This window comes from candidate division KSB1 bacterium (genome assembly GCA_024655945.1).
Taxonomy (GTDB): domain Bacteria; phylum Zhuqueibacterota; class Zhuqueibacteria; order JANLFK01; family Oleimicrobiaceae; genus Oleimicrobium.
Window position 1 is genome coordinate 232523 of record JANLFK010000004.1, and the last position, 13616, is coordinate 246138.

The window sequence follows — 13616 nt, forward strand, 5'->3', positions numbered from 1 at the left end:
TTGCGGAGGTGTAAAGTTTGGTGCTCACGACCAGACAAGATGCAATAGGCAGGGGGCCAACTACTGCCATCGCCATCGGTCTTGCTTCTCCGGACAAGATCCTGGAACGGTCTTACGGCGAGGTGACCAAGCCGGAGACTATCAACTACCGTTCCTTCAAACCGGAGAAAGACGGCCTTTTCTGCGAAAAGATTTTCGGTCCGGTGCGGGATTGGGAGTGTCACTGCGGCAAGTACAAGCGCGTGCGCTACAAAGGGATCGTCTGCGACCGCTGTGGGGTAGAGGTCACCCAGAAGAGCGTGCGCCGCGAGCGCATGGGGCACATCACCTTGGCCGTGCCGGTGGTGCACATTTGGTACTGGAAGTCCATCCCCTCGAAGATCGGCTACCTGCTGAACATGAGCAGCAAGGAGCTGGAGAAGATCATCTACTACGAGTCCTATGTGGTGATCCAACCGGGGCGCAGTGGTCTGAGCGCCAGAGAGCTGATCTCCGAGGAAGAGTACCTGCGCATCATCAACGACTACCCGGAGCTCATCCAGACGGAAAACGAAGAGGAGCGCTTCGTGGCCAAGATGGGCGGCGAGGCGATCCTGGACTTGCTCAAGCGGGTCGACATCCAAAAGCTCTCCGAGGAGCTGCGCCAGCAGGCCAAGACCGAGACCTCGGTGCAGCGCCGCATGGAGTGCCTGAAGCGACTCAAGGTCATCGAGGCGTTCCGGCGCAGCGGCCTCAATGGGCGCGAAAACAAGCCAGAGTGGATGGTGATGACGGTGATCCCGGTCATCCCGCCGGAACTGCGCCCGTTGGTGCCGTTGGAAGGCGGTCGTTTCGCCACCTCGGACCTGAACGATCTTTACCGGCGTGTGCTCATTCGCAACAACCGCCTGAAGAAGTTGTTGGAGATCAAGGCGCCTGAGGTCATCCTGCGCAACGAGAAGCGCATGCTGCAGGAAGCGGTTGACTCGCTCTTTGACAATAGCCGCAAGGCTTCGGCGGTGCGAGGTGACAGCAACCGCGCGCTCAAGTCGCTTTCCGACATGCTGCGCGGCAAGCAAGGCCGCTTCCGCCAGAATCTGTTGGGCAAGCGCATCGACTACTCGGGCCGCTCCGTCATCGTGGTTGGCCCGGAGCTGAAGCTGCACGAATGTGGGCTGCCCAAAGAGATGGCGCTGGAGCTTTTCAAGCCGTTCATCATCCGCAAGCTGATCGAACGTGGGATGGTGAAGACGGTGAAGAGCGCGAAGAAGGTGGTCGACCGGCGCGGCGCCGAAGTGTGGGCCATCCTGGAGGAGATTATCCAGGATCACCCGGTGATGCTCAACCGCGCCCCCACGTTGCACCGCTTGGGCATTCAGGCCTTCCAGCCGCTGCTCATCGAGGGCAAGGCCATTCAGATTCACCCCCTGGTCTGCGCGGCCTTCAACGCGGACTTTGACGGGGACCAGATGGCGGTGCACGTGCCGCTGTCCTTCTACGCGCAGATCGAGGCCAAGCTGTTGATGCTGTCCAGCCACAGCATCTTGTCGCCGGCCAGCGGCCGACCCTTGGCCATCCCCAGCCAGGACATCGTGCTGGGAATCTACCACCTCACCAAGGTGAAGCGGGGCGACAAGGGCGAGGGGATGCTCTTCTCTTCCCCGGACGAGGTGATTATCGCCCACAACAATGGTGTGGTGGGTCTGCATGCCCGCATCAAGGTGCGGCTGGATGGGCGTGTCATCGAGACAACTACTGGGCGGGTTATTTTCAACCAGTGTGTGCCGCGGGAACTGGGCTTTTACAACGAGCTCCTCACCAAGAAGCGCATCGAGCAGATCGTATACGACTGCTACCGGCGTCTGGGGAGTGTGCGCACCACAGAGTTCCTGGATCAGTTGAAGGACATCGGCTTCCACTACGCCATGGTCTCCGGCGCGACGGTGGGCCTGACCGACGTGCTCACGCCGCCTGAGAAGCAGGCCATTCTGCAGAATGCTACGCAGGCGGTGGAAGCAATTCAGAAGCAGTACGAGCGCGGCGTCATCACCGACGGTGAGCGCTACAACCGCACCATCGACGTCTGGACGCACGCCACCAACGAAGTGACCGAGAAGATGTTCGAGGGGCTGCGGGACGATAAGGAGGGCTTCAATCCCATCTTTATGATGGCCGATTCGGGGGCCCGCGGCTCGCAGGACCAGATCCGCCAACTGGCGGGCATGCGTGGCCTGATGGCTAAGCCCCAGAAGAAGATGATTGGCCAGATGGGCGAAATCATCGAAAACCCGATCACGGCCAACTTCCGTGAAGGGCTCTCCGTGCTGGAGTACTTTATCTCCACGCATGGCGCGCGCAAGGGTTTGGCCGACACAGCCCTCAAGACCGCTGATGCCGGCTACCTGACCAGGAGGCTGGTCGACGTGGCCAACGATGTGGTGGTGACCATGAAGGACTGCGGCACCATCATGGGCGTACGCACCGGAGCCCTCAAAGAGGGCGAGGAAGTCATTGAGCCGCTCATCGACCGAATCGTGGGCCGGGTTGCCGCAGAGGACGTCTATCACCCCGATACCGGCGAGGTGATGGTGCAAGCTGGCCAGCTCATTGACGAGGAGTTGGGCCAGGCCATCGTGGACGCCGGCATTGAGGAGGTGAGCATCCGCTCGGTGCTCACCTGTGCCGCCCGACGCGGTGTGTGCGCCATGTGCTATGGGCGCAACCTGGCTACTGGCCGCATGGTGCAGGTCGGCGAGGCTGTTGGGGTAATGGCTGCGCAGTCCATTGGGGAGCCTGGCACGCAGCTTACCCTGCGTACGTTCCACATCGGTGGCACGGCCTCGCGCATCGCGGCGCAGAGCAGCGTGGTCACCAAGCGGGGCGGCACACTGCAGTACGAAAATGTCAGAGCCATCCGGCAGGAGGATGGATCGCAAATCTGCATTTCCCGCACTGGGCGGATCAACATTGTTGACGAGAACAATCGCGTGGTGGAAAAGTACACCGTTCCCTATGGTGCCACCATCCTGAAGCAGGAGGGGCAGAGCATCGGCAAGGGCGAGGTGTTCTTCCAGTGGGATCCCTATAGTGCGAGTATCATTTCCACCCACAGCGGTACGGTGCGGTTCGAGGACATCAAGGAGAATGTCACCTACCGGGAAGAGCTGGATGAGACCACGGGGCTGAAACAGAGCGTCATCATCGAGGCGCGCAACCGCAACCTTAACCCGCAGGTCTTGGTGGTCGACGCAAAGGGCAAAGTTCTTGCTCGCCACCACATGCCGGTGCGGGCGTTCCTCCAGGTGCGTGAGGGCCAGGAGATTAAGGCGGGGCAGGTGATTGCCAAGATCCCCCGCGAAATCGCTAAGACGCGGGACATCACGGGCGGACTACCTCGGGTGGCCGAGCTGTTCGAGGCGCGGCGGCCGAAAGACCCAGCAGTGGTCAGCGAGATCGACGGCATCGTCAGCTTTGGCGAAATCCGCCGCGGCGTGCGCAGGATCGTGGTCACCTCCGAGGACGGTCACGACCAGCGCACCTACACCATCCCCTACGGCAAGCACGTGTTGGTGCACGACGGGGACCGAGTGCGGGCGGGCGAGAAACTGTCTGAAGGAGCTGTGGCACCCCACGACATCCTGGCGATCATGGGCGCCAACAAGGTGCAGGAGTATCTGCTGAATGAGATCCAGGAGGTCTATCGCCTGCAGGGCGTGCGCATCAACGATAAGCACATCGAGATCATCGTACGGCAGATGCTGCAGAAGGTGCGCATCGAGGACCCCGGTGACACCGACTACCTGGAGGGTGAGCAGGTCGATCGTCTCTCTTTCATGGAAGAGAACGATCGCATGAAGGAGCAGATGGTCATCACCGCGCCAGGCGACTCGACCTGGCGAGTGGGGCAGAGGGTGAATGCTGCCGAGTTCAAGGAGGTGTGTGCAACGCTGGAGAAGGACGGAAAGCAGGTCCCTGAGGCCCGTCCGGCCAAGCCTGCCACCTTCGAGCCGCTCCTGCTCGGCATCACCAAGGCGTCGCTGTCCACCGACAGCTTCATTTCGGCCGCTTCGTTCCAGGAGACCACGCGGGTGCTGGCCGATGCCTCGGTGGAGGGAAAGATCGACCGCTTGCTTGGTCTGAAGGAAAACGTGGTGATGGGCAACCTCATCCCCGCAGGAACAGGCCTGGCCAAGTACCGCGACATTCGCGTGTTCGCACCCAGCCAGGAAGAGGCTGAGCAGGTCACGAACGAAGTGGCTGCGTCTGAGTAACAGATGAGCAACGCCCGTTGTCGAGCGAAAAAGTAGTTGGATTTCGTAGGCTGTTTGCTTATATTTGGCGTTCGCAGAAGAGGAGGAAGCTTGCCGACGATTAATCAGCTTGTGCGCCATGGCAGGGCGCGCGTACTGGCCAAGAGCAAGGCGCCAGCACTGACGGGGTCGCCGCAGCGGCGTGGCGTGTGCACTCGGGTGTACACCACTGCGCCCAAGAAGCCTAACTCTGCGCTGCGCAAAGTGGCCCGTGTGCGCCTGACCAACGGCTACGAAGTGACGGCCTATATCCCAGGCGAGGGCCACAATTTGCAAGAGCACTCCATCGTGCTCGTCAGAGGTGGCCGAGTGAAGGACCTCCCTGGTGTGCGCTACCATATCATCCGGGGAACGCTGGACACCGCAGGCGTCAACGACCGTACCCAGGGGCGCTCCAAGTACGGGACGAAGAGGCCCAAGAAGTAACAGGCAAGCGAGACGAATTGTTCATACTCTGAGAGTGAGAGATGCCGAGGAGAAAACGGCCGGTCAAACGTGAGGTGCTCCCAGATCCGAAGTTCCAGTCGGTGCTGGTCACCAAGTTCATCAACAGCATCATGAGGCGCGGCAAGAAGAGCGTGGCAGAGACGATTTTCTACCGCGCGATCGATATCATCGAGAAAAAGACCGGGCAGAATGGCCTGGAGGTTTTTGAGAAGGCGGTGGAAAACGTGAAGCCGCTGTTGGAGGTCAAGTCACGACGGGTCGGAGGCGCCACCTATCAGGTTCCTGTGGAAGTGCGCCCCGAGCGCCGGCAGAGCTTGGCGATCCGCTGGATCATCAGCAACGCTCGCGCCAGGTCGGAAAAGACCATGGCCGAGAAACTGGCTGCCGAGCTCATAGCTGCCTCCAAGAACGAAGGCGCTTCCATCAAGAAGCGCGAAGACACGCACAAGATGGCGGAAGCCAACAAGGCGTTTGCCCACTTCCGCTGGTAGTTTCGTGCCGGGCTTGGCCTGGCGAGGTAACAACAACAAGCGCTCCCCTTAGCCAGGGAGTGCACAACCATGTGACAATCTCGAGCAGGACGCAGGAGCTAAAGGAAACCACTGCAGTTTTGGCGTGCCGTCGTCCTCCGAGCTTAGGTGAGAGACCAGAACGGGTCTTTCCAGATTTGGCGGACTTTTTTAATGTCAACACGATACCCAATCGAAAAAATTCGCAACATCGGCATCATGGCGCACATCGATGCCGGCAAGACCACGACCACCGAGCGCATCCTGTTCTACACGGGCAAGGTGCACCGCATCGGCGAGGTGGATGATGGTGCTGCCACCATGGATTGGATGGAGCAGGAAAAGGAGCGAGGCATCACCATCACTGCCGCCTCCATCAGCTGCGAGTGGGACGGTCACCGCATCAACATCATCGACACGCCGGGGCATGTGGATTTCACCGTGGAAGTGGAACGCTCCCTGCGCGTGCTGGACGGCGCCGTTGCCTTGTTCTGCGCAGTTGGTGGCGTGGAGCCGCAGTCGGAAACCGTGTGGCGACAGGCGGACAAGTATCGCATCCCGCGCATCGCCTTTGTCAACAAGATGGATCGCATTGGCGCGGACTTTTTCAACACCGTGCGCATGATCCGCGAGCGGCTGGGCGCCAACCCCATCCCCGTGCAAATTCCCATGGGGCAGGGCGATATGTTCACCGGCCTCATCGACCTCATTCGCATGAAGGCCGTCACCCACAGGGAAGATACGCTTGGCAGCCAGTGGGAGGAGTTTGATATCCCCAAGGACCTATTGGGGCTCGCCAACGAGTACCGCACCAAGCTCTTGGAAGCCATTTCGGACTATGACGACACCCTCTTGGAGAAATACTTAGAGGGCAAAGAGATTGGGGAAGAGGAAATCATCAGCGTGGTGCGCAGGGCGACGCTGGATGTGAGCATCGTGCCGGTGCTTTGCGGTTCAGCTGCGCGGAACAAGGGTATCCAGCGCCTGTTGGATGCGGTGGTGCGCTATCTGCCTTCGCCGATGGATTTGCCGCCGGTGCAGGGCGAAAACCCCTACATCGGCAAGATGGAGACGCGGCGCCCTTCGGAGGATGAGCCTTTCGCGGCCTTGGCCTTCAAGGTGATGTCCGATCCGTACGTGGGCCGTCTGACCTACTTCCGCGTCTATTCGGGGAAGATCCAGACGGGTGCGACGGTGCTCAACGCCAATCTTGGCAAGCGCGAGCGCTTGTCGCGCATTCTGCAGATGGCCGCCAACAAGCGCGAGGACCTGGAAGAGATTACCTGTGGCAACATTGCTGCCGCCGTGGGTTTGCGGCTCACTCAGACAGGTGACACGCTGTGCGACCCCAAGAAGCCCATTGTGCTGGAGGCGATGCGCTTCCCAGAACCGGTGATCAGCATCGCCATTGAGCCGAAGACCAAGGCCGATCAAGAACGCTTGTCCCTTTCCTTGGCGCGCCTGGCCGATGAGGACCCGACCTTTCAGGTGAAGGTGAACCAGGAGACGGGGCAGACCCTCATCTCCGGTATGGGCGAGCTTCACCTGGAGATCCTGACCGACCGCCTGCTGCGCGAGTTTAAGGTGGGGGCCAAGATCGGCAAGCCGCAGGTCAGCTACCGCGAGACGATCCGGCGCAAGGTGACTAGCGAGGGCAAGTTCATCAAGCAGAGCGGTGGACGGGGGCAGTACGGACACGTCGTGTTGGAGCTGGAGCCGAACGAGCCGGGCAAAGGGTTCGAATTCGAGAGCAAGATCATCGGCGGCGTCATTCCCAAGCAGTTCATCAAGCCGATCGCCGATGGGGTGAAAGAAGCGATGGGCGAAGGCGTGCTGACAGGCAGCCCCATGGTCGATATCAAGGTGGCCCTTATCGATGGCTCATATCACGAGGTGGACTCGTCGGATATTGCCTTCAAGATCGCGGCCTCGATGGCGTTCCGTGATGGAGCACGACGTGCCGACCCCATGCTCTTGGAGCCGTTGATGAAGCTGGAAGTGGTGGTACCGGAGGAGTACCTGGGCGACGTGGTGGGCGACCTGCGTATGCGGCGCGCCAAAATAAAGGCCATGGCGCCCCGCGCCGACGGCCAGGTCATCGATGCAGAGATACCGGTGAGCGAAACCTTCGGCTACGCAACGCAGCTACGCTCCATGACCCAGGGCCGGGCAATCTTTACGTTGCAATTCCTGCGCTATGCCCCGGCCCCCGACGAGGTAGCCGAAAAGCTGTTGGGCGAACATCGCCCCTATGCGATGGCCCGGTGAGCGGCCGACGTGGCAACTTGAAAGAGCAATCAGGAGGAGATGAGCGATGGCGAAGCAGAAGTTTGAGCGGACGAAGCCGCACGTGAACATAGGGACGATTGGTCATGTGGATCATGGGAAGACGACGTTGACGGCGGCGATCACGCAGGTATTGAGTCGGCGGGGATTGGCGCAGGCGAAGTCGTACGATGAGATTGACAATGCGCCGGAGGAGAAGGCGCGGGGGTTGACGATCAACGTGCATCATGCGGAGTATGAGACGGAGGCGCGTCATTATGCGCATGTGGATTGTCCGGGGCATGCGGACTATGTGAAGAACATGGTGACGGGGGCGGCGCAGATGGACGGGGCGATTTTGGTGGTATCGGCGGCGGATGGGCCGATGCCGCAGACGCGGGAGCATGTGTTGTTGGCGCGTCAGGTGAATGTGCCGTACTTGGTGGTATTTTTGAACAAGACTGACCAGGTAGATGATCCTGAGTTGTTGGAGTTGGTGGAGTTGGAGGTGCGGGAGTTATTGAGTCAGTATGAGTTTCCTGGGGATGAGGTGCCGGTGATCAAGGGGAGTGCGTTGTTGGCGTTGGAGCATCCGGCTGATCCGGAGAAGACGCGGTGCATTGTGGAGTTGATGGAGGCGGTGGATCGGTACATACCGACGCCGGTGCGGGATGTGGACAAGCCGTTTTTGATGCCGGTGGAGGATGTGTTTTCGATAACGGGGCGAGGGACGGTGGGGACTGGTCGGATTGAGCGTGGACGGGTGCGGGTAGGGGATGAGGTGGAGATTGTGGGTTTGGGGGCGCAGCGGCGGACGGTGGTGACGGGGGTGGAGATGTTTCGGAAGATTTTGGATGAGGGGATAGCGGGGGACAATGTGGGGTTGTTGTTGCGGGGGATAGAGAAGGACGAGTTGGAGCGGGGTCAGGTGATCGCGGCGCCGGGGTCGATTACGCCGCATACGAAGTTTGCGGGCAATGTGTACGTGTTGACGAAGGAGGAGGGGGGTCGGCACACGCCGTTTTTCAATGGGTATCGGCCGCAGTTTTACTTTCGGACGACGGATGTGACGGGGACGATTCGGTTGCCGGAGGGGGTGGAGATGGTGATGCCGGGGGACAATGTGACGATGGAGGTGGAGTTGATCACGCCCATTGCGATGGAGGAGGGCTTGCGGTTTGCCATTCGTGAGGGTGGCCGCACCGTCGGCGCCGGCGTGGTCGGCAAAATCATCGAGTAAAGCCGCCTCCCTGAGGCAAACACAGCACGCAGACTGCTGGAGAGTGCATGGCTGGGCAGACCATCAGAATCAAACTGAGAGCGTACGACCACTGGCTCCTGGACAAGTCCACGGAGAAGATCATCCAGACGGCCAGGAATACGGGCGCCGAGATATCCGGCCCCATCCCCTTGCCGACGCGCAGGACGGTGTACACGGTCTTGCGTTCGCCGCACGTCGACAAAAAGTCGCGGGAGCAATTCGAGACGCGCGTCCACAAGCGCCTCATCGACATCCACAACTCGACACCAAAGACGGTGGATGCGCTCATGAAGCTAGAGCTGCCCGCGGGCGTGGACGTGGAGATCAAGGGGTGAGGAGCCCCGCTACCAAACTGAATGGGCAACAGACGAGAGAGCTATGTTGGGATTGATCGGTAAGAAGGCGGGCATGACGCGGCTCTTCGACGCGTCGGGCAAGCTGGTGCCGGTGACGGTAATCGAAGCCGGGCCCTGCTACGTCGCGCAGATAAAGACCGCAGAAAAAGATGGCTACAACGCCGTGCAACTGGCCTTTGGCGAGCGACGTGCCAAGTTAGCCAATAAGCCCCTGCTGGGTCACTGCGAGAAGGCCAACATCAAGCCGCCGCGCGTGCTGCGCGAGTTCCGCGACTTTGCCCTGGCAGAGAGCGTGAAGCCGGGAGACGTGCTCAAGGCGGATCTGTTTAGCGAAGGCGATGTGGTTTCCGTTACGGGTGTGTCCAAAGGGCGCGGGTTCGCCGGCGTGGTCAAACGGCACCACTTCGGTGGCGGCCCCAAGAGCCACGGCCAGAGCGACCGTCATCGCGCCCCGGGTTCCATCGGCTCGTCGTCGTTTCCGTCCCGCTCTTTCAAGGGACTGCGCATGGCGGGGAGAATGGGTGGCGACAGGCTGACTGTCCGCAACCTGCAGGTGGTCAAGGTGGACGCGGAGAAGAACCTGATTGCAGTGAAGGGCGCCGTGCCTGGTGCGCCGAATGGCATCGTGATCATTAAGAAAAAGTAGATAGCGCCATGAAACTTGCGTTACACAAGACCGATGGGAGCACCGCCGCCGAGCTTGAGGTGCCCGACGAGATCTTCGCAGCGGAACCGAACCAGGGAGTGATCCACCAAGCAGTGGTAGCCGAGTTGGCCAACCGCCGGCAAGGGACCGCCTCCACGCGCACGCGCTCCATGGTGCGCGGTGGTGGGCGCAAACCCTGGCGCCAAAAAGGGCGGGGCACGGCCCGCGCCGGCACGATTCGCTCCCCTCTTTGGGTTGGTGGCGGCCGCGTGTTTGGTCCCCACCCGCGGGACTATCACCAGAAGCTGTCGAAGAGGATGAAGCGCCTGGCGCGTATATCGGCCCTCTCGGCTAAGGCGAAGGCCCAGGAAGTCCTGGTGGTCGAGGACTTTTCTGTGGAAAGCGGCAAGACGCGCGACATGCTCGGCATCCTCAAGGGGATTGGCGTGGCCGATAAGAAGACGCTGCTTCTTATCCCCACCGCCGATGAGATGCTGCTGCGGGCGGGACGCAACCTGCCCAACTTGGAGATCCGCCAGGCCAGTGCGGTATCGACCTGCGACATTCTCAATTGCCAGATGTTGGTCATCCAGAAGAGCGCCTTGGACGAAATGCAGAAGGTGTTGGTGTCATGAGAAAGCCGCACACTATCTTGCGCCGGCCCATAGTCACCGAGAAGATGCTCAAGCTGCAGGAGACGCACCGGCAGTATGCCTTCGAGGTCGACGCCGAGGCCACCAAGATTGCCGTCAAGGAGGCGGTGGAGAAAAGGTTCGACGTCACCGTGGAAGGCGTGCGCATCATGAACGTGAAGGGCAAGACCAAGCGCATGAACACCAGGCGTGGCCTCACCCGTGGGCGGCGCGCCAACTGGCGTAAGGCCATTGTCACCCTGCGCGAGGGCGACACCATCGACCTGTTCGGTACGCGGTAGCAGATGAGAAGCTTAAGATAGAAAGAGACCCTGATGGCAGTCAAGACGTTCAAACCGGTAACCCCGACGCTGCGGTTTCGCACGGTTTCGGCATTCGACGAAACTACCGAGACCAAGCCGGAGAAGAGCCTGCTGGCTCCGCTGCGCAAGACGGGCGGCCGCAACAACGTGGGAAGGATCACTTCGCGTCGCCGCGGTGGCGGCCACAAGCGGGCCTATCGGCTCATCGATTTCAAGCGCGACAAGCTGGAAATCCCCGCGCGGGTGGCTTCTATCCAGTACGATCCGAACCGCTCGGCCAATGTGGCGCTCTTGCACTACGCCGACGGCGAGAAGCGCTACATCCTTGCTCCGGTGGGCCTCAAGGTGGGCGACGAACTGCTCTCTGGGGAGAAGCCGGAGATCCGGATCGGCAATGCCATGCCGCTGCGCAACATCCCGCTGGGCACCTTCATCCACAACGTGGAGCTGAAGCCCGGCAAGGGCGGGCAGATCGCGCGCGGCGCCGGAACCTATGCGCAGCTGGTGGCGAAAGAGGGCGACTATGGCCATGTGCGTCTCCCCTCGGGCGAGGTGCGGCTCATCCGCCTTGAGTGCAGAGCCACGCTCGGCCAGGTGGGCAACGTTGAACACGACTCGCTGAGTCTGGGCAAGGCCGGTGCCTCGCGCTGGCTGGGCCGTCGCCCCAAGGTGCGCGGCGTGGCAATGAACCCTGTGGACCACCCCATGGGCGGAGGCGAGGGCAAGAGCTCCGGAGGTCGCCACCCTTGCTCGCCGTGGGGTCAGTTGGCCAAAGGGTTGAAGACCCGCGGCCGGAAGCCTTCTGACAAGCTGATTATCAGGAGAAGAAAAGGCTAAGCGAGGAGACATGGCGCGCTCGGTAAAGAAAGGTCCGTACGTCGACCAGAAGCTGCTCAAGAAGATCGAAGCGTTGAACAAGGCCAACCAGAAGAAGGTCATCAAGACGTGGGCTCGCCGCTCCACCATTCCGCCGGAGTTTGTCGGCCATACGCTGGCGGTGCACAACGGCAACAAGTTCATCCCCGTGTTCATCACCGAAAACATGGTGGGACACAAATTGGGCGAGTTCGCACCGACGAGGACTTTCCGCGGCCATCCAGAAAGGGCAAAGGAAAAGGCGACGCGCGTACATTGATGGCGAGCAGAGGCATTCTCAGCGGAGATAGGTGATGGAAGGACGTTGCGTGGCAAAATACTTGAGGACGTCGCCGCGAAAGATGCGCCAAGTGGCGGACTTGATCCGGGGCCGGGGCGTAGAGGATGCGCTGAACATCCTCCACTTCAGCCCCAAGGCGGCGTCTCGTCCTTTGGAGAAAGCGCTGCGCTCGGCAGTGGCGAATCTCATGAACAGCGACGAGGGCGCGAAGCTCTCGCCAGAGGAACTCTTCGTTAAGGAGATCCAAGTCAATGCGGGCTTTACCCTGCGCCGGTATCGCGCGGGGTCCATGGGGCGGGCAAGCAGGATTCGCAAGCGCACCTGCCACGTTGCCATCGTGGTCGCTGACGCCGGCGAGAAGGCAGCTCACGCTTAAGTGGTGCCGTTGGTTACCCTGATCACCAGCAGGAGGAGAGTTTGGGACAAAAGGCAAATCCAATTGGCATGCGCGTAGGCATCACCCGCACCTGGGAGTCGAACTGGTTCGACGAGCGGGATTTTGCCAGCAAGTTGTCGGAAGACTTGTTGTTGCGCAACTACATCAGGAATCGACTCCAGCGCGCGGGCGTGTCCAGGATCGAGATTGAGCGTACCGCAAAGAATAGCAAGGTCACCATTCACACGGCACGGCCAGGGATTGTGATCGGGCGCAAGGGCGCCGAGGTGGACAAGATCAAAGAAGAGCTGGAGCGGCTGACCAAGACAGAGGTTCACATAAACATTCAGGAGATCAAGCGACCGGAGCTGGATGCCTACCTGGTGGCCGAGAATATCGCCAGTCAGCTGGTGGCGAAGGTCTCTTTTCGCAAGGCAATGAAGCGCGCCATCATGTCCACCATGCGCATGGGGGCCGAAGGAGTGCGCATCGTCTGCTCCGGAAGGCTGGGCGGCGCGGAAATGGCCCGTACCGAGCAATACCGGGAGGGAAGGATCCCCCTCCACACCTTCCGCGCGGACATCGATTTTGCCCGCGCGACCGCGCGCACGACCTACGGCACGGTGGGCGTAAAGGTGTGGATCTGCAAGGGTGAAGTCTTCGGCGCCAAGAGCGCCGTGGAACATAGTTGACACTGATACGGAGATAGCACCTTATGTTAATGCCAAAGCGCACCAAGTGGCGCAAGCAGCAGCGTGGTCGCATGAAAGGCATCGCCACCAGAGGAGCGATGCTTACTTTCGGCCACTACGGGCTCAAGGCGCTGGAGCCGGCCTGGATCACGCAGCGGCAGATCGAGGCGGCGCGTATCGCCATGACCCGCCATATCAAGCGTGGTGGCCGAGTGTGGATTCGTATCTTCCCCGACAAACCGGTGACCAAGAAGCCGGCCGAGACCCGCATGGGCAAGGGTAAGGGTGCCCCCGAATACTGGGTAGCTGTCGTCAAGCCGGGCCGCGTCCTCTTTGAGCTGGAAGGGGTTTCTGAGGAGCTGGCGCGCGAGGCGTTGCGCTTGGCCGCGCATAAGCTCCCCATTCGCACAAAGTTCGTTGCCAGAGCCGAGTACGGAGCATAGGCCATGAAGATGGAGGAGATCAAGCAGCTGCCCGTCGAGGAGCTGAAGCTGCGCCTGGAGGAGGCGGTGGATGAGTTGCACAACCTCCGTTTTCAGCACGCGACGCATCAGCTGGACAATCCTTTGAAGATCCGCCTGCTGCGCAAAGACATCGCGCGCCTGAAGACGGTGCTGCGCGAATATGAACTGGGCATCAGGAAGGCGAAGCAATAGCCTTGTCA

Annotated in this window: 14 protein-coding genes and 1 pseudogene; all 15 read left to right on the forward strand. The window is 60.7% G+C overall.

Annotated features, from left to right (window positions below; genetic code table 11):
* Positions 1-20: 20 nt before the first annotated feature.
* The 15 genes and pseudogenes from rpoC (at position 21) to rpmC (ending at position 13608) form a co-directional block, all read left to right on the forward strand.
* Positions 21-4250, forward strand: coding sequence for a DNA-directed RNA polymerase subunit beta' (gene rpoC / locus NUW13_07495; protein MCR4438868.1), 4230 nt, complete (start codon positions 21-23; stop codon positions 4248-4250).
* 90 nt (positions 4251-4340) lie between these two features.
* Entirely contained in the window at positions 4341-4715 is a 375-nt protein-coding gene (gene rpsL, locus NUW13_07500) for a 30S ribosomal protein S12 (GenBank protein MCR4438869.1), read from the forward strand.
* Positions 4716-4756: 41 nt separating this feature from the next.
* The gene (rpsG, locus tag NUW13_07505) at positions 4757-5227 is read left to right on the forward strand and encodes a 30S ribosomal protein S7 (GenBank protein MCR4438870.1); all 471 of its coding nucleotides are present in this window, start codon (positions 4757-4759) and stop codon (positions 5225-5227) included.
* Positions 5228-5419: 192 nt separating this feature from the next.
* Complete coding sequence (gene fusA, locus NUW13_07510) at positions 5420-7513, forward strand: elongation factor G (GenBank protein ID MCR4438871.1); 2094 nt, start codon at positions 5420-5422, stop codon at positions 7511-7513.
* Positions 7514-7559: 46 nt separating this feature from the next.
* Positions 7560-8750, forward strand: coding sequence for an elongation factor Tu (gene tuf / locus NUW13_07515; protein ID MCR4438872.1), 1191 nt, complete (start codon positions 7560-7562; stop codon positions 8748-8750).
* Between the two features lie 47 nt (positions 8751-8797).
* Positions 8798-9106 carry a 30S ribosomal protein S10 gene (gene rpsJ, locus NUW13_07520; GenBank protein MCR4438873.1) on the forward strand — a complete coding sequence of 103 codons (309 nt, stop codon included), beginning with the start codon at positions 8798-8800 and terminating at the stop codon, positions 9104-9106.
* Positions 9107-9149: 43 nt separating this feature from the next.
* Positions 9150-9773: a 50S ribosomal protein L3 gene (gene rplC / locus NUW13_07525; GenBank protein ID MCR4438874.1), complete on the forward strand. Its 624-nt coding sequence runs from the start codon at positions 9150-9152 to the stop codon at positions 9771-9773.
* Positions 9774-9781: 8 nt separating this feature from the next.
* The gene (gene rplD / locus NUW13_07530) at positions 9782-10408 is read left to right on the forward strand and encodes a 50S ribosomal protein L4 (GenBank protein MCR4438875.1); all 627 of its coding nucleotides are present in this window, start codon (positions 9782-9784) and stop codon (positions 10406-10408) included.
* Positions 10405-10707 carry a 50S ribosomal protein L23 gene (rplW, locus tag NUW13_07535; GenBank protein MCR4438876.1) on the forward strand — a complete coding sequence of 101 codons (303 nt, stop codon included), beginning with the start codon at positions 10405-10407 and terminating at the stop codon, positions 10705-10707. Before rplD ends, rplW begins: the two co-directional genes overlap by 4 nt.
* A 33-nt stretch (positions 10708-10740) precedes the next feature.
* Positions 10741-11565, forward strand: coding sequence for a 50S ribosomal protein L2 (gene rplB, locus NUW13_07540; protein MCR4438877.1), 825 nt, complete (start codon positions 10741-10743; stop codon positions 11563-11565).
* Positions 11566-11575: 10 nt separating this feature from the next.
* Positions 11576-11863, forward strand: a complete 288-nt coding sequence (gene rpsS / locus NUW13_07545; GenBank protein MCR4438878.1) for a 30S ribosomal protein S19 — start codon at positions 11576-11578, stop codon at positions 11861-11863.
* Positions 11864-11897: 34 nt separating this feature from the next.
* Positions 11898-12260 carry a 50S ribosomal protein L22 gene (gene rplV / locus NUW13_07550; protein ID MCR4438879.1) on the forward strand — a complete coding sequence of 121 codons (363 nt, stop codon included), beginning with the start codon at positions 11898-11900 and terminating at the stop codon, positions 12258-12260.
* Between the two features lie 41 nt (positions 12261-12301).
* A pseudogene (rpsC, locus tag NUW13_07555) lies at positions 12302-12925 on the forward strand (30S ribosomal protein S3).
* A 50-nt stretch (positions 12926-12975) separates the two neighbouring features.
* Positions 12976-13395 (forward strand): 50S ribosomal protein L16, encoded by a 420-nt coding sequence (gene rplP, locus NUW13_07560; GenBank protein MCR4438880.1) that lies wholly within the window; start codon positions 12976-12978, stop codon positions 13393-13395.
* Positions 13396-13398: 3 nt separating this feature from the next.
* Complete coding sequence (rpmC, locus tag NUW13_07565) at positions 13399-13608, forward strand: 50S ribosomal protein L29 (GenBank protein MCR4438881.1); 210 nt, start codon at positions 13399-13401, stop codon at positions 13606-13608.
* Positions 13609-13616: the final 8 nt, after the last annotated feature.